Here is a 20,755-nt window from a genome sequence, read left to right as displayed (position 1 = left end):
AAGGGAGTTTTCCTATTCCATTAATGCATTGAGTTGGGTCCAAAGTTGGTTATCGAATGTGGTTGGGCCCAATTCACTGCTATTGGCAGCATCGCCCATACGTACAATTACGAGTCCCATACTGGGAACTACATATAATTTTTGGTCATTGGCACCTAAGCCTGCAACTAGATCGTCAGGGGCGTCGGGGATCAATTTCCCAGGGAAGGAGTCTTCAGAACCTGGAATCCTGAAACTATTTTTTCCATTCAGCCACCACAAATACCCATAGGAAGAATTTAATTCCTGAGAGGTAGTGGTCATGGCGTTAAAATAGGTCCTGTCGGTCATGATCGGGGCATCCTCCCAGGTACCTTCGTTCAGATTCAACAACCCAAAGCGGGCCATACTTCTGGCAGTACTAAAGTACAGGTTGAGATATCCTGTCTTTACCCATGTTCCTTGCATTCCTATTTTATCCCTTATTTTAGTATTGAAATAGTCCTTAAAATCTTGTTGAACAGCTCCTGTAATAATAGCATCCAAAAGCGTATAAGGAGCATTATGGTAATACCAATATGAGTTGGGTTCATTTTTATAGAGGAGACATTCTTTATCGGTACAAAAACTATTGGATACGGTATAATCTAGTCCTGTAGTCATGGTAAGATGATTTTTTACCGTGATCATAACTTCTTGTTCCGGAGTTAAAGAAGACCAGCCACTACCCATATAATCGGAAGAGGCATCATCCAAGGCTAGGAACCCTTCTTCTTGGGCGATTCCTGCAGTAAAAGAGGTCAATGTCTTGGCCGCCGAATTCCAAGTATGGTTTTGGGAAGCCGAAAATCCATTAAAATACTGTTCCAATACGATCTTCCCATCTTTAAGGATAATAAAGGCGTCTGTATTGTTATCCTCCAAAAAAGTGTACAATGGATCTACCTGATCTGCATTCCATGCCAAGGTCTCTAAGGAAACACTTTCCCAAGTATCATTCCCTATGGGAGGGAAATAGAGATTTTGTGTTTCCGGTTCCGGTTCCGGTTCTGGATTGGGGTTAGGAGCGGGTTCGGTTTCTGTGGAGCAGCTCATAAAAACTACGGTGGTCCATAGGATCAGAAGTAATGATTTGGTTTTCATGCTACTAGGTTTTTGTTTTTGACCATTATTTCGTGTAATAGTTTAACGTAAAAACGTTAATATTAGTCTTATTACGATGCCATTCTTTTATCAAATCGTACTTTTGCACACTATTTAGAAAAAAACATGCGGACAAAAACTCTTAAGAAGAACAAAATCAACGTAGTAACCCTAGGGTGTTCCAAGAATGTGTACGATTCAGAAGTGCTCATGGGACAGTTGCGTGCCAACAATAAAGAAGTGGTACATGAAGAGGAGGGAAATGTTGTGGTTATTAATACCTGTGGTTTTATTGCCAATGCCAAGGAGGAGAGTGTAAACACCATCTTGGAGTATGTGCAGAAGAAAGAAGCAGGTCTTGTGGATAAGGTTTTTGTGACCGGATGTTTAAGTGAGCGCTATAAGCCAGACCTACAAAAAGAGATTCCCAATGTGGACGAATATTTTGGGACCAGTGACCTACCTAATCTATTGAAAGCCCTGGGAGCCGATTATAAGCATGAGCTGATCGGGGAGCGTTTAACGACAACCCCAAAAAACTACGCCTATCTAAAAATTGCCGAAGGTTGTGACAGGCCTTGTTCCTTTTGTGCCATTCCCCTAATGCGTGGAAAGCACAAGAGTACCCCTATTGAAGATTTGGTATTGGAAGCCAATAAATTGGCCGCCAAGGGGGTAAAGGAATTGGTGTTGATTGCCCAAGACCTTACCTACTACGGTTTGGATATCTACAAAAAGAGAAACTTAGCAGAGCTTTTGAAAGAATTGGTAAAAGTAGAGGGGATCGAATGGATCCGCTTGCACTATGCCTTCCCAACAGGATTTCCTATGGATGTCTTGGACGTGATGAAGCAAGAGCCAAAAGTGTGCAACTATCTAGATATTCCATTACAACATATTGCAGACCCTATTCTAAAGAGTATGCGTCGTGGTACTACCAAGGCCAAAACAACTAAATTATTGCAGGATTTTAGGGCTACCGTACCAGAAATGACCATCCGTACCACCTTGATCGTAGGATACCCTGGAGAGACCGAAGAGGATTTCCAGACCCTAAAAAGTTGGGTAGAAGAAATGCGTTTTGAACGTTTGGGATGCTTCACCTATAGTCATGAGGAAAATACCCATGCCTTTAATTTGGAGGACGATGTGCCAGAAGAGGTAAAATTGGAACGCGCTGCTGAAATCATGGAAATACAATCACAGATCTCTTGGGAACTGAACCAGGAAAAAGTAGGACAGACCTTCCGTTGTATTATTGACCGTAAAGAAGGACCTTATTTTGTAGGGAGAACCGAGTTCGATTCTCCGGATGTGGACAATGAGGTGTTGATAGATGCTGCCAAACACTATGTAAAAATAGGGGAGTTCACCAATGTGAAAATTACCGAAGCGGCAGATTTTGACCTTTACGGGGAACCGGTTTAAAAAAAAAAAGAAGTATATAGTACTATTGTGGAGCTGCGCTCCTATTTGATACCAAGGGTGGCTTCGTAAGCCACCTTTTTATCGTTATAGGCTTATTGTAAAACGTCACCCGTATCCCAAAAAGGAGGATAATACCACCCAAAATCATTTGTAGGGTAATCACCTCTTTCAAAAACACCCATGCTAAAAAGGCGGAGATAAGCGCCTGACTTAAGACTGCCAAGGACACCCTGGTGGTTTTCATATGTTGCAGGGCAAAGCTCACCAAGAGCCACGCCACTAACTGGCAGAGTACCGCCTGTAATCCCAGTAATAACCATCCTGCCGTCCCAAAACCACTAAAAGGTTCATCCCAAAACCAACTTGCAAGACCCAAGAACAATGAAGACGCCATTAAACTATAAACCATCAAAGTGACTATAGAAATCTTGGCAAGGGCTTCCTTGCTCACCATGAGGTATCCCGAATAGAAGATGCCCGAAAGCACCCCAAACACAAAGGCCCTATCAAAAGCGAAATTAGCAAAGACTCCAAACCCTACCAAAGTGACCATTCCCAAAAGGGCAATAACGGTCCCTATCCAAAAATTCTTGGTAGGCTTATTCTCCAAAAACAAAAAGGTGGTGATCCCTACCCATACCGGGGAGAGGTTGGTCAACAACGAAGCTTGGGTAGCCGTGGATTCCTGTATAGAGATGTTCCATACCGCCACATCGGCGCCAAAAAGGATGCCGCTCAAAGCCGCCAGGCCTAATACTTCTAAGGAGGGTACGCCTAACTGTTTGGTATACCACGCATAGGGCAATAGGAGCGCCAAGGCAATGGCCATACGGTAAAAGGCAGAGATAAGCCCAGGGGCAAGCTCCAGTTTTATGAGGATGGGATACACAGAGATGGCAAAAATGCCGATCACCAAGGCTAAACGTGGCTTGTTCATAGGGTACTTAAAAGAGCTAATGTACTAAAAATAGCTTTTGGTACTTGCGTTTTTTATTGACTGACGGACTGCATTATAGCGCTCAATTTCTTTGTAGTGACCCGCTTTTTTTTAGTTTTGCAGCTTCAAAGAAAATGGTATGATTTCCGTAGACGCAATTGCAGTAGAATTTAGTGGGGATACGCTCTTTAGTGACGTGTCTTTCGTGATCAATGAGAACGACAAGATTGCCCTTATGGGGAAGAACGGGGCGGGGAAATCTACCATGATGAAGATCATCGCTGGGGAGCAAAAGGCTACCCGTGGACATATCCGCTTTCCCAAGGATGCTGTGATTGCCTATTTACCACAGCATTTGCTCACCAATGACAATTGTACCGTTTTTGAGGAGGCTTCCAAGGCCTTTAAGGAAATTTTTGAAATGAGGGACGAAATGGACCGCCTGAACAAGGAACTGGAAACTCGGACCGACTATGAGTCCGATGCCTATATGAAAATCATTGGCAAGGTGTCCGACCTAGGGGAGAAATACTACGCCCTAGAGGAGATCAACTATGAGGCAGAAGTGGAAAAGGCCCTGAGGGGACTTGGCTTTAGACGGGAAGATTTTGGACGCCAGACCAATGAGTTCAGTGGCGGATATCGTATGCGTATAGAACTGGCCAAGATCTTGTTACAAAAGCCGGACTTGATCCTCTTGGATGAGCCTACCAACCACGTGGATATAGAATCCGTGATCTGGTTGGAAGACTTCTTGTTGAACAAGGCCAAGGCCGTAGTGGTCATTTCCCACGACAAAACCTTTATAGACAACATTACCAATAGGACCATAGAGGTGACCATGGGCCGCATCTATGACTATAAGGCCAACTACACCCATTACCTGCAATTGCGGGAAGACAGGCGTGCCCACCAGATAAAGGCCTTCCAAGAGCAGCAGCGTTTTATTGCGGACAACCAACAGTTTATAGACAGGTTCAAAGGCACCTATTCCAAGACCAACCAGGTGACCTCTAGGGAGCGCATGTTAGAGAAGCTGCAGATCATAGAGATCGATGAGATAGATACGTCTGCCCTAAAATTGCGTTTCCCACCTTCCATACGTTCAGGGGATTATCCTGTAACGGTGAACAGCCTTACCAAGAAATATGGGGACCATGTGGTGTTCCAGGATGCCAATATGTCTATCAGCAGGGGGGAGAAGGTCTCATTTGTGGGTAGGAACGGGGAAGGAAAATCTACCATGATCAAAGCTATTATGGGCGAGATTGATTTTGAGGGGGAATGTTCCTTGGGCCATAACGTTAAAGTGGGGTATTTTGCCCAGAACCAAGCGTCCTTATTGGATCCAGACCTGACCATCTTCCAGACGGTGGATGAAGTGGCGGCAGGGGATATTCGTACCCAGATAAAAAATATCTTGGGCAGGTTTATGTTTAGCGGGGACGATCTGGAGAAAAAGGTAAGTGTCCTCTCTGGAGGGGAAAAGACGCGATTGGCGATGGTAAAATTATTATTGGAACCGGTGAACCTATTGATCCTAGATGAGCCTACCAACCATTTGGACCTGAAGTCCAAGGACGTATTGAAAGAGGCGTTGTTGTCTTTTGACGGAACGCTGATATTGGTGTCCCACGACCGTGACTTTTTACAGGGATTGAGCCAGAAGGTATTTGAGTTTAAGGAGAAACGGGTGATAGAGCATTTTGAGACCATAGATGCCTTCCTGATCCGTAACCGTATAGAGAATTTAAAGGAGATAGATCTGAAGGTGTAGGATGTATTGCATCCTTGGTATTTGGATGTTTTAGGATGGGTTGTGTATAGGTTTGGTGGACATGTTGTCTATTCGCATGCCTGTAAGCCCTAATGCTTCAGGATTCGTGAGTAGGCTGGCACTAGCAATTAATTTTGTAATGTATTGGCATTGGTATTTTTTTTTGAAATAATTTTTTGAACAGATATACTAAAAATTCTATAAATAGAATTAAAAGAACAAATACTGTATAAGGAATTACCAAAGCTGGTAATTTTTTTAAATTTTCTTTTTGTATTACATAAGCCAGATTTAAACCGAAAATACCACTTAATTTATTTTCGACTGCTGCAACGCCGCTGTATGGTGAGCTTATTAATTCTCCTTCTTTGTTGAATAATAGATACGTTGGGTATTCGCTAACTTTTAATTCTTTAACTAAACTATTTTTTTTATCGTCATTGTAAAAAGTCCAATCCGAGTTTTTAGATTGTAGAAAATTCCAAGGCTTTGGCTTTAATTCAAGTAGATCTTGAGTGTCTTCTTTAGAGTCAATACTTATGCTCATAATAGCCAATTCTGAATTATATTTATTTAATAATTCAGGGAAGTATTTCATTTCTTCCAAACATGGTTGACAGCCTTGATACCAAAAATCCACCAAAAGCACTTTTCCCTTATAATCACTAAATGTTTTCAATTCTCCAAATTGATTTTCTAATGAGATACGGGGAATTATAATATCAGAATCGATCTTATTAATCTTTATCAGAAAGATGAAAATTACAACAAAGATGATTAGATAAAAAAATATTAATCCAATGAAATACCGTTTTAAAAATCTCAAAGCTTTTTTTGTTATGGGCCTGCGGTTAGGCTCAGATTCCGTTGTTAATATTTGATGTTAAGCAAAAAGAGCCATGAATTGTGCCGGATTAAATGTACGAAATCTTTTGAATTGCAGTAAATATACTAAACTATGGATTTTGTCCCTTATCGGCAATAGTATGTTTAATTTTCAGCTAATTCCTTTTCGTCATTTTCTTCTGGTGAGAATCTTGCAATTAAGAGTGGTGTCAAAATACAGATAATTTTGATTATTGATTTCAATCCGAAATCACCAATGAAATTTACCGAAACTAAATAAATTCCACAAATCAGAAAAATTATAGTGGTCAGTTTTTTGTCCCAGATGAAACCTCCAGCCAAATATGCAATTCCGATCAGAGTAAACATTACAGTGTTCAGAATTTGATTCGTTTCGTCGCTATAATTCAAAAACCAATTGGATATTTTTCCGATTAAAACAATTCCAATTAAAACTTGAAAAATGATAAATAATATTTTTTTCATTGTTTTGCCTTTCGTTCAGATATTTTTGCCGACAATTCTGTAAAATTCATTTTTCAATTATGAAAACAGTCTGTTTGGTGTTTAAAATTATTGTTTCTTACAGACCTTCACAATGAATTATAGCCCTTGTCGTACGTAGGTTATTATATAGTTTATTGGTTAACATATAATGTCGAGGTCTTAATTTCAATTTATTTTATCCAATAATATTGACTTTAAAGATTAAACCTTTCTTGGCAAATGTGCCTTTAAGTCGATATTTTTTAACCATTTTGATCAACAGAATATTCAATAGTATTTTCACATTCTATATGGTCGTTATTGAAATGGATGAAGGCTAATATTCCACCTGTAAAAGCTGCAATCTCAAAAATAGAGGCAATCAGTGTTTTTTTGTCCATAACTTTTTGTTTTGTTAACTTACGTACAACGGTTTGATTATGAAACATAGCGTATTAAAAAGACACTAACTTTTCGGATTATCACTGACCTATTTTTTATACATGGTGTTATGAGTATTTATTTTGAAGTACTATTTTTTATTAATTGATGATAAAAGCGAATTGAATTTTCATAATCACTAATTGGTAATCGTTCGTTAAATCCATGAAAAGATTTTATGTTTTCCTTATTTATTTTGATCGCAGAAAACCTATAAATATTATCAGAAATAGCATTGAAATGTCTCGAATCTGTTGCACCTACTACTAGGTATGGTGCTACAAGTGCAGTTGGGTAAATTTCTGAAATAGTTTTATTAAGTGTTCTATAGCCAAAGGAACTTGTGCTAGACACTTTTGATGGTTCGGAAACAAACGCACCTGTTTTAATTGTAATGCGTTCATCATTTATAATTTGATTGACGCGATTTGTAACCGTAGAAATTGTTTCTCCTGGAATAATTCTGAAATTTATCACAGCACTTGCTGATAGTGGTATAATATTATCCTTTACTCCACTATTAAAGATAGTGGGCGAAGTAGTTGTTCTTACAAGTGCATTGCCTGAAGCAGATTCTTCGTATATGCCTGTAATCAAAGACTTGAAAATTGATTTATTTGCAAATACTAATTTATTTGCAAATGGCATCTCGGGACCTAGATTCTCTATAAACTCTTCAATTGTTGGCGAAATTACAGCTGGGAAAGGATTTTCTTTAAGTTTAACTATAGCATTAGAGAGTACATCTATTGCCGTTTCTCTCTCTGGCATTGATGAATGACCACCTTCTAAACTCACTGATAATTCTAAAGAAACAAAGCCTTTTTCTGCAATACCTATAAGAGCAACCTCTTTTTCAATATCGGGAATTAGTTTCTGTATAATACTTCCCCCTTCATCTAAAACAAATTCTGCTTTAATTTTTTTTTCTTCTAAGTATTGAGCAATTGTTTTAGCGCCATTTACCCCACCTATTTCCTCATCATGTCCTAAAGCAATATAAATACTCCGTTTTGGTAAAAAACCATCTTTCAATAAAAGTTCTAATGATTCCATTATTCCAACAACACCAACTTTATCATCTATAGATCCTCGTCCCCAAATAGTATCATTTATAATTTCTCCACCAAACGAATCGTGTTTCCACTTAGCCCGATTTTCTTCAATAACAGGAACAACGTCTAGATGTGCCATTAAAACAATTGGTTTAAGAGTTAGATCTGAACCCCTCCATTTATAAAGAAAACTATATGAATTAAACGTTTTCTTTTCTAGAAGAGAATCTGCTAATGGATAAGTGTTTTTTAAAAAATCTGAAAAGAGTTGGAATTGAATTGAGTCAAAATCTATTGTATTCTCAGGTGATATTGTTTTTATTTTTATTGCCTTAGAGAAATTTTCTACTGAAGAGAAATTAACTTCAAGAACTTTAGCAGATTCATAAGTTATTTGAGTTGACTTAAAATTTAGGGTATTAATAACTAGATAGATTGCAAAAACTAAAATTAGTGATACTATTAGTAAAAGCACTTTCTTTAATGACTTCATATTGTAGTGGTTTTATTATTACTCATAACTAATGGCTAAAGTCCACCAGGTCACTTTATCCAACCTTGTTTTTAAAACAAGAGCAATATAGAGTGTATTGCCTTAATTTTAGCTAAAATTCTATGATGTTGTAAGAAGTTATTAACGCTGTAGGAATTAAGTGTCTTGAGGTGTATTTGGTTGTTTTATGGATACTAGTAGCAGAAAACTAAAAACCTCTTGCCCAGGTTAGGGACAAGAGGTAGTTTGTTGCTTAGATATGCTTATCCTTCAAAGAAGAAGTCGTGTATCTCTATGATATTGCTACGTCTAATTTGGATGAGGTTTCTGGTCTCCTTTAAAAAGATACCCAAGGAACGTTCGTTATAAATAAATTTCATGTCCGGGGAATAGTCGGTCACCACATACATATCCCCTTCCAGTTGGTAAAAAGGGATGGTCATTTTACTGCCTACTTTTACGCCTCTATTTACAATTTTACCATCGGCCAATTGGGATTTAACAACGCCATTGTCCTCTCCAGAAGCTACAGAGACATAGGAGGTCATCATGTTGAGCCATTCGGTGGAGTCAATCAAATACCATTTTACCTTATCAAAATCAATTCCGTATTCACTAATCCAACCATAGCTGGTAAAGCCAAAGAGGATATGTTTTTTTCCGTTCAGCTCTGGCTTGTCGGCAGGTACGAACTCCTGGATCTTAAAGGTGATCACAGAAGCCGCAGACATATCGCTCAGTTTTTTTCCTTCAAAATCGAGTGTCTTTAACGAGAAATTTTCAAACTCTGGGTTGTTGGCCAGCATATATTCAGTAGCCGTAAGTTCTGCACGCTCTTTCATCTGTTCTACGGCCGCAACCCCTGCGCCTATAGCTAAAAGCGCTCCTGCAGCAGCTGCAACGCCTGCACCTTTGTTTTGGGCCATGGTACTTTTAGGAACTAAACTGATGGCAACTAATAAAAGAAGTAAGGTGATATTTTTCATAATATGTAATCGTTTTTTCTTGGATATTTACGATCACAAAGAAGAGAATAACTATTAGTTTTTCTTTACGGTTTCCCGTAACGTGGTAGGAAATGTTGGGAGGAGGGGCGTAGTCGAAACCTCTTGACTGGAATTATGGATTGCACGGGGTATGCGTGTCCATACCTTTCGACTGCGCTCGAGGGGAAAGCAAGGGAAGGAGGTTAGTTAATGACCAACTTTCATTTTTAAAAAATATTAGTGTTTTTGCATTTTTCCAATAATGCTTTCTACCGCCGTTTTTATTTTATCAATGGCACCTGTTACTGCCAGATCTACAGAGTCTGCCTGATTAGTGATTGCAATGGGTTGCCTACCTTCAAGTCTGGCTTCTATTAAACATGAGATATCATTGATTCCATCTTTTTTTCCATTCTCATCTTTTAAATGTACCTCAATTCTGGTAATATGAGAATCGAATCTTTGCAGGGCTTCGGCAATGAGCGAGGTAAAATAATCTTCACTTCTTTTTTCTCCAGAAATCGTTTTGTCGGTATTAATTTGAATCGTCATATGCTATAATTTTTGGTTTAAATTTCTAAAAGGCTATTTAGCGAAGGCAAATAGCCTTTTAGTTCTCTGTTATTTCCTTCTTTATCCGATCTGGATATGAAGTATTTAGTTCCTTTGATCATCTCCTGGTCTTGGTGACTTAAATACGTCTAATCCCTCTTTTCTATACTCCAACACTTGTTCTTTGATGAATTCACGGAACTCTTTATTGCTCTGACCCTCCTCTTTGGAGAATTCAGCTACTGTTTTGGTCATTCCTCTTGACTTTGTATTCAAAAAAGTAGTACTCATATATACTTGTTTTAATAGTTAGTTCGCAGTATAAAAATTTAATACTCAAATTGTATTAATACTGTCTTAAAATCCAGAGATTAAGTTAACAATGGCCATTTATAAAATAAAGGTAACTGCCTAAACCTAAGTGTATTAATTTGTTTTCCAGTGCCTTAGAAGGATGAAATTTTTAATTTGAAGGTTTTTGGTAAAGTGTAAGGGAGTGTTCGTTTTTCAGGTTGAGCGCAGACGAAACCGCTTGACTGGAATCAAGGATTGCGTGTCCATACCTCTCGACTGCGCGCTAGGGGATATGAAGGTATACCCAATGCGCATGTTGGAAGGAGTTTTTTTATAAAGTATCTAAAAAGAGAAAGATGGTATTATAGGCATTCTGTAATTCTTCAAGGTTTGGGCTGTGTTGTCCCTCTGCTAAGAACATCACCACGTCCTTTTGAGGTTGAAGCATTGGAACGAACCTTTCAAATGTTTTTGGGGGTACCTGATTATCATTACCTCCGTGCCACAAGAATATTGGTGGATCGTTTTGGTCAAAGTAGGTTATAGGTTCATAGACTGCTATGTTCTCCTTAGATTCATAACCTTCGCTCAACGGAAATAGTGCCCTGCCTATTTCGCTCATTATTTCAATATCACTATCCGAAAAAATTTTTTCCACAATGTCCAAGCCGGCTACGGGACCAGAAAAGTTAATGATTCCAGTGATGGAAATTCCATCATGTAATTGATTGGGATATTCAGGATTATTTTGGGTTAACCCCAACATTTGTAGCTATATGTGCTCCCGCAGAAAAACCGGTCACAATTACATTGTATAAATTTAACTTATAAGCGCTGTTATTCGTGTGGAGAAAGTTTAAAGCATTTGTTAAGTCACTTGTTGCCAATGGAATTCCCTTTTTTAGTCGGTAATTCATGTTGATAATGTTAAGGCCTTTTTTAAGATAAGGCTCAATGTATTTTTCCTCTTGGGTTTTATCGCTTACATAATAGCCGCCCCCGTGAAGGAATACAATGGTGTAATTCTTATTGCCATAAGATGTAGCATGCTTAGAAAGATACATGTCCATCTTCTATTCGACATCCGAACCATATGAAACATCTTTATGTATAGTGTAAGCAGTTCCAATCTGTTCAGGTGTTTTATTTTGGATGGCGGTGAGCCTTTTTGAGCAGGAGGCCAAAAGAAGGAGACCAATAATGGTTAAACTGATTCGTGTCTTTTTCATTTAGGCTGTTTCAAATGGTTGGCATGTTCTATAATTTCTTTATCATCTTCAAATATTTTTAAAACCCAAGAGGGGGGGACTGTTTTTTCAGTGGCACCAACTTCTTTCATGATATCTGTAAGCGCAGTGGGAACATTTCTTTTCCATATCAGTGCACGGGTAATGCCTATTGCCTTGACTTCATTTTCTTGTTCAAAATAATGAACATGGTAGATCCACTTGTCATCCATGCCAACACTCTTCAGTACCACATCAAATTTTGACCAAATTTTCAAAGGCTTTCTGTAAATAATCTTTTGGGATCCCAACGTTGGTGCAAGACCTCTTTTTACAATAGCGTTGAATAGTTTAGATCTGGCAATTAACTCCCATCGAACAAAGTCCATATAGATAGGGTATTTGGCGGCCGTCATTACTCGCAATCCGTCACAATCAAAGAGTCCGACCCTAAAAGATCTTCTTATGGTCTGGTCATATTTCACTTCACTTTGTAAATTTCTCAGGACCAATATTTTTAAAATACTGCACCAGTAATAAATCATGCGGGTTTTTGGATATAGTTAATTAATTACAGAAGGCCATTGGTTTTCTTTGGCTTAAAGAGGTTATTCTTTGCTCCAATTTAGAAAATATAATCTATTAAACTTTAAAAAATTTTAGCAAACCAGGTGGGTTGGAGCTAAAAAAGAACATATCGACTGCGCTCGAGAGGATATTGTGGGTTACAATATGTAATAGTCCTTGTTGGCAACCGTTTTATCCAGTTATTTTTTCTTTTAATAGTATAAAATATTGGCATATTTCGGGGCTTAAACCTCGTGCCTTGCTATCTTAATTAAGATGGATTGTTTCTTACTTTAACCCTCCAATAAATTCCACCTACCACAATTCCAATCAGAAAACCAATTGGTCCTGTGATGAAAATTCCAAGTAAAGGGCCTTGGGCAGAATTTGGGGTGAAAATAATGGGGCCGAAAAAGCCTAATATAAATCCGATAGCTCCCGTGATGACCCCACCCATGATAATATATAGAGCCAAGTTGTTTGACATAGCTCTCGTTTTTTTCCAAATAAAAAAGGCAATACCCATTGCCAAAAGCAATGAAACAACATTGGGAATCCAAGCAATAGTGTGTGCTCCGGGAATCAAGGAGAATGGAACCCAATATATAAAAAGGTAGCTACTAATAAATGATATAAATGTTGAAATTACTCGAAATGCAGTTTTCATAATTTTATCACTGATTTTTTATGTAATGGCACTTAATTAATTACTGAAATCTACAAGTATAATTTTAGTATCGTAGTTCGTTAATTTCGACAATATAGAAAAAACACCTATTTAAACCAAAAAGATTTTAATTATGAAATACTAATGGAAGTAATTGTCGCCTCGGGCGCAGTTAAGAGGTAATAGTGTGTGCTGGGAAAATGAGGGCACTGTAAAACTACTTTTTGCGATCCTTTGGCATTCTAAATTGAATCACCAATGAAGACAGCACTGTGAGAACCCCAATGGTCAATACGGCATAGGTTATCCCAAACATGTCCGCAATGACCCCAGATACAATGGCACCTATGGCGTAGCCCAAATCTCGCCATAACCTAAAGACCCCAATACTTTCTGCCCGTTGTCTTGGTGAGGTAGCCTCTGCAATGGCCGATAGAAATGTAGGGTATACCAAGGCTGTTCCAAGACCCAAGAGGGCAGCAATACTGGCCAATTCATAAAAACCTGTAAAAACAGGAATGAACAATATGGCTAGTCCCTGCAAGAGCATGCCCCAAAAAAGCATGCCTTTTTTAGAATAGAGATCTGCCATTTTTCCTGTAAAAAGCTGACCTATTCCCCAAACGGCAGGGTAAATGGCGGCAATAAGACCTATGCTTTTTGAATCATAATTAAAGGAAAATAGGAGGATGGGCAAAAGACCCCAGATCATCCCATCATTTAAATTGTTCACCAACCCTGCTTGGGTAATGGAACTTAATGTTCTGTCCTTAAATGAGGTTTCCAAAAAGACGTTTTCCAAGGTATTGGTCTCGGTGGTCTTTTGTTCCTGGTCCACAAATTTTCGGGTATCCTTAACAAAGAATACCGTTAATAATAGACCAATAATAGAAATACCGATTCCCAAATAAAAAGGGTAGGGAGTAACCCCATATTCTTGTGCAATAATACCCGTTAGAAAGGCGACCACCCCTACGGCGAAATAGCCGGCAAACTCATTAATGCCCATGGCCAAGCCGCGATCTTTTTGCCCTACCAGATCTATTTTCATCACCACGGTACTGCTCCATGTCAATCCTTGATTTACACCCAAAAGGATATTGGCAAAAATAACCCAGTTCCAGGAAGGGGCGTAGATCAATAGAAAAGGAATGGGAAGGGCAATGATCCAACCCAGTACCAAAAGATTCCTTCTGCCAAACCTATTGGCCAATTTTCCTGTAAAGTAATTGGTGACGGCCTTGGTGATGCCAAAGGCGATAATAAAGGAAAGGATTGCGGTTTTGGAAGCCATCCCAAATTCCAATTCAGCAAATTTGGGGATAATGGTGCGTTCCAAACCTACCATACCACCTACAAAGGCATTAACAATCACCAAAATGGTGAATTGTGGCCAGTTTTCTTTTAGTCCAAGTTTTATGTTATCTTTCATACTACTTCTTTTCAGGGTAGTCCAAAGATGGGTTAAAAAATTTAAGTGGCTTTATTCTTCATAAAGGTTATTGGGAATAGGATGGAGTTCTTAGCTAGGGTGGGACCTCTTGTATGTAGTGAGAATTTAGTTATAAAGAAAGATCCCCGCCTGCCTTAGAGGTGGCATCGGGGAATCTTATGAAATTTTTCATTGTCAGGTTCAGCGCAGTCGAAACCTATTTTACTCATCATCATGAATTTATTGGGGTTTTGTGTCCAGCCCTCTCCATTGTGCGCGAGGGGCAGTATGTTTCTATGAAATACTAGTGCCTTGCTGGCTATAGATTATTTCGTTGGCATTTTCTATAATTTTTTTATCCTCTTTAAAGATTTTTAAGACCCAAGAGGGGGGAACTATTTTTCCATTTTCACCAACTTCTTTCATGATATCCGTGAGGTCAGTGGGAATATTTTTTCTCCAAATAAGTATTCCTGTAATGCCTATTGCCTTAACTTCATTTTCTTGTTCAAAATAATGAATATTGTAAATCCACTTATCATCCATGCCAACACTCTCCAATACCACATCAAATTTTGACCAGATTTTTAAAGGTTTTCTGTAAATAATCTTTTGGGAACCTAATGTTGGTGCAAGTCCTCTTTTTACAATGGCTTTTAATGATTTTGATCTAGCAATTAATTCCCAACGGACAAAATCCATATAGATGGGGTATTTCGCAGCGCTCATTACACGCAATCCATCTCACCTCAATATTTTCATCTTGAGCGATAGTAGCCATTGCTCGTAAAGTAACATCGACCGTATTAACTTTTGTTGTTCTAATTCTGCTAGAATTGGGTATTAGCACTCCATTTTGATACAGGCTAAAAGTAGCAGTACCATCAATCTCCTTAATTATCTCAACATCTCCACTAGGAGGAACAATTTCTCCATAATGAGTAGCGGTTTCAAAGCCCGATATAGCACCGAGATTAGTTAATATTTGTCCAGTATACGTTGATATACCGGTATTTGCTATTGCTCCTGCCTTTCTGGAATATTTTATTTATCCTTTCATAGAGCATTAAATTCAGTTCTCTTTTTTTAGAACTACTCTTTCATGGCTTTAGGGGGTTTTATAAGCTCTTGCTTTTTGCTCATCTCGGCTATTTCATCAAAAGTGTTGGTCCTAAATGGCAGATCATAGACCCCTCCCAATTGTCTGCAGGTCATTGTTTTCATACCTATAGGTTTTTATAGATAAAAGTTTACCGCTATGATTCTTCTGACAATAATTTCAGAATAGTTTCTGAGGACTCCAATAAATCGGTGTAATACTCCTGAAGAACACTACTCTGAAAATATCTTGAGACTAACAATGCTTCCAGAGGTCTATCCAAAAGGAATTTGTTTTCATTAATAGGGGTTATAGGTCTGGGGTCATTTTTATAGAATGTTTTAACGAAGTCCCATTCATTGTCCTTTTGAAATATTTCGGGATAATAATTATTTATATGGTTCTCATACTTACTTTGTCTTTGGGTGTTTGAAATGTGTTCCCGTTCTTTTGTTCGTTCTATCAGGGCATAATAATTAAGAATAGCAGTTTGTAGTTCAGAATCTAAGGAAGGAATTTCATTGGATTGTGTAATGGTTTCTATGGCATTGGTATTGGGTCTAAACTGATATTCTTGTATTAATTTGCTTAAATACTTTTTAATTTGATTATCAAGAGGAATCAAGGTTCTTATTTGCAACACGGATGAGTCTGCGTAATGGGAATTTTCCATCATAATGTGTTGTAATTCCCTCAATTGTATTTGATCCTCCAGTATGTTTTACTTTAGAATAATTAAATGTTTGGCAACAGAGGTATTGATCTTGCTTTCCTCATTTAGATTATTGATCTGTAAAGCGATCAAAATACCAATAACCACTAGTACAATCTCCCCAATGGCATAAAGAAGGTATTTGTTGAACTTATTTTCAGTCAACAGGTTTTGCCGAATTCTCCTAAAAAGCTTGATCATGTTTTCCATTGGTGGTTAGGTTATACCCATCCTTATAATCCCAATGGCTATCGAGACGAAAAGTTATGGTTGAACGGATATTATAAATATATTAAAAAAGCACAAGCCGTGATCACTTGCGCTTTAGTAGCTTTTTTTTAAGATTATTCGGCATTATTAAAGGAATAGGCTCAACAAATTTCCGCTTTTCCTTTATATAGTGTTTGCTTATTTACTGAGAGTATCCGCTAATTGGTTGGTATCTACAAACTGCTGAAAGCCGATCACTTTTCCATCTTTCAGGGTCCAAAGGTGGGCGGCCTGGGCATCTATTAAGACACCATTTTCCTTCAATTTGGCATCATAGCGTAAGGTGGCAAGCACTTGGTCATTGCTCATCTCATGTAATTGGATATCGGTAAGGTTATAGTATTCGTGATCTGCTCCGAGGCGTGCAAAAACGGCATTTAAAATAGGATCTGGTCCTATGTACGGATTACCGTCGGCATATGCATTGCCTTCGGCCTCGTTCCAAACAATATTGGCGTCCATTGTGCTGAGTACAGAAGGAATATCCCCAACAGCAAAGGCCTTATAGAGGTTGTCCACAATACACGTATTTTCTGGATTGGACAGCATTCCCAATTGAGTCATAAACAACATATTGTCCATAAAATCCTGTTCTTGGGCAATTTTTCCGTTTTTCATTTTCACCAAGGTCACCCCATCTATGTCCACCATTTTTCCTGTGGCGGGGATACCAAAGAAGTCGTCCGTGTGTGTGCCCTTAAAATTCCATTTTTTTACTATTTTATCGTTTTGTCCAAAGACATCGAGAATGGTAAAGGAAACATCCGAAAACCCTGTGAGGTTTTTTGGTAATAGGCTTTAAAACCTTCAATCCCTACAATGTTCTCTGGACTTGTGACCAAAGTAATGTCCGTGGCGAAATTTTCGGTATTAATGCGGTCTATCTGACCCTTGTTTACAATGTCGTCCCAAACTTGGGAATACATTTTAAGGTCTTTGTTAATGTTGCTTTTTTGGGCGAAGGTGGTCGCCATACTTACAAGAGTAATGAAGAGGATGAAGGTGTTTTTAGTTTTCATTTGGTTTCATTTGTTGGTGCTTACTTGGATTGGTTTTCGGCTTTCCCGTTTAAAACTTAAGAATGATAATACCTTGAATATATGCCTGTATGGTATCAGGATCTAGCATAGCATATGAATAAATCGGATTGCAACACTTTATCCAAACCTTTAATTTTAAAAGTAAGGGGGGATTTGACATACCTAATACAGAATATAATTGCTGATCAGCAAAAATAAAACGAACATAAATTACTACATAACAGTTGTTTATGGATTTTTTTACATTGCTTGAAATTCAGTTCACGATTACTTGCCCACTGAAAAAGATGGGAACCTCTTCTTTAGATTCGTTGGACTAGGCTATGGTAAAAATATCGTACGTTCTAGACCAAGACGTGGTTTCTCCGGGATTAAGGGCAATTGTATGATATATTTCAGGACTGATCACATGGGTCCATCCCCAGAGGTTAAAGGAATTAGTCGGGAAACTTCCGGTTTCACGGATCCCGATATTACTTTTGAGATTCAGCAGTTCCCATTGGGCATAGACGGTTTTACCTCCAGACAGATTACTAAAAAAGAATTGTTCTTGGGGCGTTCCTATAAAGGAAACGTCATCTTTACCTAAGATCGCCTTCTTTTCAGGGTTTACCGTTTCCCCAAAAAGATTGGGCTGTAAGGGAAATGAAAATTTTAAGTGATAGTCAATTCCAATTAAACTTTTGTCTACGGCCAAAAAATTGTGGTTGTATTCATTGGTTTTTATAGTTTTATCACCTGTATTCTTTAATTGATAACGGATCGTAAAACCACTTTTAAATAGCGCTATTTCTTTGTTTAGAATATACCCAAAACCATTGTAAAGCTTAGCAATACAAGTACTAGTTATTTGAGTTTTGCTTTTGATAACATTAAATTCGGCAGGGTGCACTTCGTAGTTTTTTTGGAAGTCGTAGATATCTGAATCTTTTTTTAAGAGTCCCACCCCAATCTTATGGAACCAATCCCCAATCTCCGTAGTATCAAAACCTAGGGGGGAGTTAATCCCAAATTCATTGTAAAATCCTTTACCACGGTGGATGCCTTCCGCTAGGTTTGTTTGTTCCACGCCTGTAATGGATATATTCTGGAATTTCACAGAGGTTATTTTTCCAGACCAATCGAAACGTGAACCTGTATAATTTTCTGAGGGAAAATCTACATGGAGTTCCAAAAGTTTATTTGTAAGGGTATAGGGCATAATGTACTTTTAAGAATACTCTAAATTAAGTTCAGTTTTTTGAATAATTTCTTTAGCATCGAAAATAATAAGGGTAACATGGTAATTATAATGAGGCATATAAATATAAGTCCATAATTGTTTTTTACCCAAGGGATATCTCCTACAAAAAATCCTGTCAAGAGAAACAATGAGATCCAATAAAGAGCACCCAATACGCTGTTTTTAATGAAGGTAGGGCGTTCCATACGTACAATCCCTGCCAAAAATGGGATATAGGTGCGTACAAAAGGAAAAAACCGACCAATGATAATAGCGCGGCCGCCATGTTTTGCATAAAATGCTTCTGCCTTGGGGACATGGATCATGATATAATTTTTAATGATGTAATTGTTGCTCTCCTTTAAACCGGCACCTAGGGTCATGCCCACATAGTAGTTGATAATATTTCCCATGATTGCAGCTATGATAAGCAATAGCAATAACACCCATACATTCATATCTGTAGAAGCAGCAACTACCCCAGCAGAAAAGAGGAGTCCGTCTCCAGGTAAAAAAGGGAAAACAATCAGCCCGGTTTCCAGCATTATAATTAGGAAAAGGATAAAGTAGGCCTTGTAAATATTTTCGGCAACCAAAGACAGTAAAGCATCATCGGTATGAAGTATGAAATCTAAAAGTTGGTCCATAAAGGGATTAATTGTAATAGGGAAAAGTACAAAATATAGCCCTTTGATGCTCAAATTAAAAAACAAAAAAGACCCATATCTAAGGTGGTGTTAATAACAAACCTTTAGCATACAACAATCAAAATTATAGTGTAATTAGTAACGCCAAGGAATTAGTCTTGTTTGGGTATGGGCAGGCCAAAATAGTTATTGGTAGTGGCATCCAAGGTTTTGGATAGTTTCAGGAAATTAGCAGCTGTGGGCTTTAGGTCTACATACTTATCTATAATAGTTCGGTATTTGTAAATGATAAAGGTATTTTCCACTTTGGGATCTAACTTGTTGAGATTTATCTCACTGCCCTTATCCGAAAAGAATGGTACAAACTTCAGAGCCATATGTTTCAAATTCAATCCAATGCCCACCTGTTCCAACTCCGCTATCCTCTTTTCTTTGGAATAGCTATTGCTATTTCCGTAAACGAAATAGGCCTTTAAATACGTGTTACGGTTTTTTCTTTCCTGTTCCAAATACACCAACCACTGCTTAATACCTTTCCAGTTAGTGTTGTTGCCCGCAAAATAGATGATGACATGGTAGCTCCCATACTTACAAACAGGACAGGTTTTGGTGCCTTTGTCTGGCCCCAAGGCATGTATGGGGTAAATGATGGTTGGTCTTCCCCAATTTCCAATCCGGGTTGCTTACCATAAGCAGGTTTTTCGGGATAATTGGGAATGTTTAACCCCAAAACAATGTTGTGTTCGGCAATTTGTAGATTATTGGAAAGCATCACTCTTAAAAGGCCACTTCCGCCTCTATTTTCTGGTGGATTCTTTTTCCAAGCGGGGAGCAGTAGGGGATCGTCATCAAAAACAAATTCGTCTATATAGTATTCATTGGTTATGTTGGGTTCCTTGATGGACGTATGGATATGGGAAGGCATCACATCCTTCGGGTAAGGTGCGGGCCGAATAGTATAAATGGCATAATGTCCTTTATTATCGGTCTTCACCCAGCCTCTTAAATGTCCATGCCTTCTCGCTTTGGCGTCCATTCCCTTAACAGGGGAGTAGAACCCATTGGAATCGGTCTGCCAGTAGTAGATTATTACATTGGGCGCTGGTATTTTGCCGCCAAATTTAAATACTGTACCAGTCATGAGTAATTTATGACCCACTTCGGACCATCCAGCACTGGTGTCAACTGCAGCAATATTTTTGGGCATGCCCACATACATCAGTTCGCAACCATCACATCCACCCCCGATCAACTAAGGTGTTTGGACAGCGGCTTTTTTAATGGTATTGCCCTTTGTTAGACCTTGGCAACTGACCAAGGTGGCGAGTAATAGTACCCTTATGATAATATGGAATACATCTCTCATGCTGAATTAGGTATTGTGTTAGATTATTTCCTAATACGCTTGGCTTTCTGCAAATTTTTTAAATGCTTTCAGGTATTTCAAGGATTGTTT

At 38.4% G+C, this 20,755-nt stretch carries 27 protein-coding genes; 2 read left to right on the top strand and 25 right to left on the bottom strand.

Annotation, left to right across the window (positions count from 1 at the left end; translation table 11 throughout):
* Positions 1-12 precede the first annotated feature (12 nt).
* Positions 13-1,122 (bottom strand): serine hydrolase domain-containing protein, encoded by a 1,110-nt coding sequence (locus ABXZ36_RS14250; protein WP_354616354.1) that lies wholly within the window; start codon positions 1,120-1,122, stop codon positions 13-15.
* A gap of 126 nt (positions 1,123-1,248) precedes the next feature.
* Here ABXZ36_RS14250 and rimO point away from each other — a divergent pair, with 126 nt between their 5' ends.
* Entirely contained in the window at positions 1,249-2,550 is a 1,302-nt protein-coding gene (gene rimO, locus ABXZ36_RS14245) for a 30S ribosomal protein S12 methylthiotransferase RimO (protein ID WP_354616353.1), read from the top strand.
* 22 nt (positions 2,551-2,572) lie between these two features.
* On the opposite strand, the gene ABXZ36_RS14240 is transcribed toward rimO, so the two are convergent.
* Positions 2,573-3,487 carry a DMT family transporter gene (locus ABXZ36_RS14240; RefSeq protein WP_354616352.1) on the bottom strand — a complete coding sequence of 305 codons (915 nt, stop codon included), beginning with the start codon at positions 3,485-3,487 and terminating at the stop codon, positions 2,573-2,575.
* A gap of 139 nt (positions 3,488-3,626) precedes the next feature.
* Here ABXZ36_RS14240 and ABXZ36_RS14235 point away from each other — a divergent pair, with 139 nt between their 5' ends.
* Positions 3,627-5,264, top strand: coding sequence for an ABC-F family ATP-binding cassette domain-containing protein (locus ABXZ36_RS14235; protein ID WP_354616351.1), 1,638 nt, complete (start codon positions 3,627-3,629; stop codon positions 5,262-5,264).
* A 121-nt stretch (positions 5,265-5,385) separates the two neighbouring features.
* Here ABXZ36_RS14235 and ABXZ36_RS14230 read toward each other — a convergent pair whose 3' ends face one another.
* The 23 genes from ABXZ36_RS14230 to ABXZ36_RS14120 form a co-directional block, all read right to left on the bottom strand.
* Positions 5,386-6,090, bottom strand: a complete 705-nt coding sequence (locus ABXZ36_RS14230) for a TlpA family protein disulfide reductase (RefSeq protein WP_354616350.1) — start codon at positions 6,088-6,090, stop codon at positions 5,386-5,388.
* Positions 6,091-6,254: 164 nt separating this feature from the next.
* Positions 6,255-6,596 (bottom strand): hypothetical protein, encoded by a 342-nt coding sequence (locus ABXZ36_RS14225; protein WP_354616349.1) that lies wholly within the window; start codon positions 6,594-6,596, stop codon positions 6,255-6,257.
* 263 nt (positions 6,597-6,859) lie between these two features.
* Positions 6,860-6,997 (bottom strand): hypothetical protein, encoded by a 138-nt coding sequence (locus ABXZ36_RS14220; RefSeq protein ID WP_354616348.1) that lies wholly within the window; start codon positions 6,995-6,997, stop codon positions 6,860-6,862.
* Positions 6,998-7,115: 118 nt separating this feature from the next.
* A complete protein-coding gene (locus ABXZ36_RS14215) occupies positions 7,116-8,585 on the bottom strand; it encodes a M20 family peptidase (protein ID WP_354616347.1) in 1,470 nt (489 codons plus the stop codon).
* 263 nt (positions 8,586-8,848) lie between these two features.
* A complete protein-coding gene (locus ABXZ36_RS14210; protein ID WP_354616346.1) occupies positions 8,849-9,571 on the bottom strand; it encodes a hypothetical protein in 723 nt (240 codons plus the stop codon).
* Positions 9,572-9,808: 237 nt separating this feature from the next.
* Positions 9,809-10,123 carry an HPF/RaiA family ribosome-associated protein gene (locus ABXZ36_RS14205; protein WP_354616345.1) on the bottom strand — a complete coding sequence of 105 codons (315 nt, stop codon included), beginning with the start codon at positions 10,121-10,123 and terminating at the stop codon, positions 9,809-9,811.
* A 105-nt stretch (positions 10,124-10,228) separates the two neighbouring features.
* Entirely contained in the window at positions 10,229-10,414 is a 186-nt protein-coding gene (locus ABXZ36_RS14200) for a hypothetical protein (protein ID WP_354616344.1), read from the bottom strand.
* Between the two features lie 334 nt (positions 10,415-10,748).
* On the bottom strand, positions 10,749-11,183 hold the full coding sequence (locus ABXZ36_RS14195) for an alpha/beta hydrolase family protein (RefSeq protein WP_354616343.1): 435 nt from the start codon (positions 11,181-11,183) through the stop codon (positions 10,749-10,751).
* The gene (locus ABXZ36_RS14190) at positions 11,161-11,487 is read right to left on the bottom strand and encodes an alpha/beta hydrolase fold domain-containing protein (protein WP_354616342.1); all 327 of its coding nucleotides are present in this window, start codon (positions 11,485-11,487) and stop codon (positions 11,161-11,163) included. The genes ABXZ36_RS14195 and ABXZ36_RS14190 overlap by 23 nt, the downstream gene beginning before the upstream one ends.
* 3 nt (positions 11,488-11,490) lie before the next feature.
* Positions 11,491-11,646, bottom strand: a complete 156-nt coding sequence (locus ABXZ36_RS14185; protein WP_354616341.1) for a hypothetical protein — start codon at positions 11,644-11,646, stop codon at positions 11,491-11,493.
* Complete coding sequence (locus ABXZ36_RS14180; RefSeq protein ID WP_354616340.1) at positions 11,643-12,188, bottom strand: thioesterase family protein; 546 nt, start codon at positions 12,186-12,188, stop codon at positions 11,643-11,645. Before ABXZ36_RS14180 ends, ABXZ36_RS14185 begins: the two co-directional genes overlap by 4 nt.
* 293 nt (positions 12,189-12,481) lie before the next feature.
* A complete protein-coding gene (locus ABXZ36_RS14175; RefSeq protein WP_354616339.1) occupies positions 12,482-12,877 on the bottom strand; it encodes a hypothetical protein in 396 nt (131 codons plus the stop codon).
* Positions 12,878-13,094: 217 nt separating this feature from the next.
* Positions 13,095-14,309: an MFS transporter gene (locus ABXZ36_RS14170; protein ID WP_354616338.1), complete on the bottom strand. Its 1,215-nt coding sequence runs from the start codon at positions 14,307-14,309 to the stop codon at positions 13,095-13,097.
* Between the two features lie 294 nt (positions 14,310-14,603).
* On the bottom strand, positions 14,604-15,038 hold the full coding sequence (locus ABXZ36_RS14165) for a thioesterase family protein (protein ID WP_354616337.1): 435 nt from the start codon (positions 15,036-15,038) through the stop codon (positions 14,604-14,606).
* Positions 15,039-15,401: 363 nt separating this feature from the next.
* Positions 15,402-15,533: a hypothetical protein gene (locus ABXZ36_RS14160; RefSeq protein WP_354616336.1), complete on the bottom strand. Its 132-nt coding sequence runs from the start codon at positions 15,531-15,533 to the stop codon at positions 15,402-15,404.
* 32 nt (positions 15,534-15,565) lie between these two features.
* A complete protein-coding gene (locus ABXZ36_RS14155; RefSeq protein WP_354616335.1) occupies positions 15,566-16,084 on the bottom strand; it encodes a hypothetical protein in 519 nt (172 codons plus the stop codon).
* 45 nt (positions 16,085-16,129) lie between these two features.
* Positions 16,130-16,330, bottom strand: coding sequence for a hypothetical protein (locus ABXZ36_RS14150; RefSeq protein WP_354616334.1), 201 nt, complete (start codon positions 16,328-16,330; stop codon positions 16,130-16,132).
* A 198-nt stretch (positions 16,331-16,528) separates the two neighbouring features.
* A complete protein-coding gene (locus tag ABXZ36_RS14145) occupies positions 16,529-17,140 on the bottom strand; it encodes an ester cyclase (RefSeq protein ID WP_354616398.1) in 612 nt (203 codons plus the stop codon).
* Entirely contained in the window at positions 17,107-17,409 is a 303-nt protein-coding gene (locus tag ABXZ36_RS14140) for a hypothetical protein (protein ID WP_354616333.1), read from the bottom strand. Before ABXZ36_RS14140 ends, ABXZ36_RS14145 begins: the two co-directional genes overlap by 34 nt.
* A gap of 337 nt (positions 17,410-17,746) precedes the next feature.
* Complete coding sequence (locus tag ABXZ36_RS14135) at positions 17,747-18,631, bottom strand: hypothetical protein (RefSeq protein WP_354616332.1); 885 nt, start codon at positions 18,629-18,631, stop codon at positions 17,747-17,749.
* A 20-nt stretch (positions 18,632-18,651) separates the two neighbouring features.
* Positions 18,652-19,299, bottom strand: a complete 648-nt coding sequence (locus tag ABXZ36_RS14130) for a VTT domain-containing protein (protein ID WP_354616331.1) — start codon at positions 19,297-19,299, stop codon at positions 18,652-18,654.
* Positions 19,300-19,451: 152 nt separating this feature from the next.
* On the bottom strand, positions 19,452-19,808 hold the full coding sequence (locus tag ABXZ36_RS14125; RefSeq protein WP_354616330.1) for a hypothetical protein: 357 nt from the start codon (positions 19,806-19,808) through the stop codon (positions 19,452-19,454).
* Positions 19,772-20,551, bottom strand: a complete 780-nt coding sequence (locus ABXZ36_RS14120) for a dioxygenase family protein (RefSeq protein ID WP_354616329.1) — start codon at positions 20,549-20,551, stop codon at positions 19,772-19,774. Before ABXZ36_RS14120 ends, ABXZ36_RS14125 begins: the two co-directional genes overlap by 37 nt.
* Between the last annotated feature and the right edge of the window lie 204 nt (positions 20,552-20,755).

It is taken from the genome of Sediminicola arcticus (assembly GCF_040566695.1).
GTDB lineage: Bacteria > Bacteroidota > Bacteroidia > Flavobacteriales > Flavobacteriaceae > Sediminicola > Sediminicola arcticus.
This window is presented reverse-complemented; position numbering and strand designations above follow the sequence as displayed.

Bases quoted from the DNA above. Each gene is read 5' to 3' on its own strand.
- ABXZ36_RS14250 (WP_354616354.1), bottom strand. From the start codon at position 1,122: ATGAAAACCAAATCATTACTTCTGATCCTATGGACCACCGTAGTTTTT.
- rimO (WP_354616353.1), top strand. From the start codon at position 1,249: ATGCGGACAAAAACTCTTAAGAAGAACAAAATCAACGTAGTAACCCTA.
- ABXZ36_RS14240 (WP_354616352.1), bottom strand. From the start codon at position 3,487: ATGAACAAGCCACGTTTAGCCTTGGTGATCGGCATTTTTGCCATCTCT.
- ABXZ36_RS14235 (WP_354616351.1), top strand. From the start codon at position 3,627: ATGATTTCCGTAGACGCAATTGCAGTAGAATTTAGTGGGGATACGCTC.
- ABXZ36_RS14225 (WP_354616349.1), bottom strand. From the start codon at position 6,596: ATGAAAAAAATATTATTTATCATTTTTCAAGTTTTAATTGGAATTGTT.
- ABXZ36_RS14220 (WP_354616348.1), bottom strand. From the start codon at position 6,997: ATGGACAAAAAAACACTGATTGCCTCTATTTTTGAGATTGCAGCTTTT.
- ABXZ36_RS14215 (WP_354616347.1), bottom strand. From the start codon at position 8,585: ATGAAGTCATTAAAGAAAGTGCTTTTACTAATAGTATCACTAATTTTA.
- ABXZ36_RS14210 (WP_354616346.1), bottom strand. From the start codon at position 9,571: ATGAAAAATATCACCTTACTTCTTTTATTAGTTGCCATCAGTTTAGTT.
- ABXZ36_RS14205 (WP_354616345.1), bottom strand. From the start codon at position 10,123: ATGACGATTCAAATTAATACCGACAAAACGATTTCTGGAGAAAAAAGA.
- ABXZ36_RS14200 (WP_354616344.1), bottom strand. From the start codon at position 10,414: ATGAGTACTACTTTTTTGAATACAAAGTCAAGAGGAATGACCAAAACA.
- ABXZ36_RS14195 (WP_354616343.1), bottom strand. From the start codon at position 11,183: ATGTTGGGGTTAACCCAAAATAATCCTGAATATCCCAATCAATTACAT.
- ABXZ36_RS14190 (WP_354616342.1), bottom strand. From the start codon at position 11,487: ATGGACATGTATCTTTCTAAGCATGCTACATCTTATGGCAATAAGAAT.
- ABXZ36_RS14185 (WP_354616341.1), bottom strand. From the start codon at position 11,646: ATGAAAAAGACACGAATCAGTTTAACCATTATTGGTCTCCTTCTTTTG.
- ABXZ36_RS14180 (WP_354616340.1), bottom strand. From the start codon at position 12,188: ATGATTTATTACTGGTGCAGTATTTTAAAAATATTGGTCCTGAGAAAT.
- ABXZ36_RS14175 (WP_354616339.1), bottom strand. From the start codon at position 12,877: ATGAAAACTGCATTTCGAGTAATTTCAACATTTATATCATTTATTAGT.
- ABXZ36_RS14170 (WP_354616338.1), bottom strand. From the start codon at position 14,309: ATGAAAGATAACATAAAACTTGGACTAAAAGAAAACTGGCCACAATTC.
- ABXZ36_RS14165 (WP_354616337.1), bottom strand. From the start codon at position 15,038: ATGAGCGCTGCGAAATACCCCATCTATATGGATTTTGTCCGTTGGGAA.
- ABXZ36_RS14160 (WP_354616336.1), bottom strand. From the start codon at position 15,533: ATGAAAACAATGACCTGCAGACAATTGGGAGGGGTCTATGATCTGCCA.
- ABXZ36_RS14155 (WP_354616335.1), bottom strand. From the start codon at position 16,084: ATGATGGAAAATTCCCATTACGCAGACTCATCCGTGTTGCAAATAAGA.
- ABXZ36_RS14150 (WP_354616334.1), bottom strand. From the start codon at position 16,330: ATGGAAAACATGATCAAGCTTTTTAGGAGAATTCGGCAAAACCTGTTG.
- ABXZ36_RS14140 (WP_354616333.1), bottom strand. From the start codon at position 17,409: ATGAAAACTAAAAACACCTTCATCCTCTTCATTACTCTTGTAAGTATG.
- ABXZ36_RS14135 (WP_354616332.1), bottom strand. From the start codon at position 18,631: ATGCCCTATACCCTTACAAATAAACTTTTGGAACTCCATGTAGATTTT.
- ABXZ36_RS14130 (WP_354616331.1), bottom strand. From the start codon at position 19,299: ATGGACCAACTTTTAGATTTCATACTTCATACCGATGATGCTTTACTG.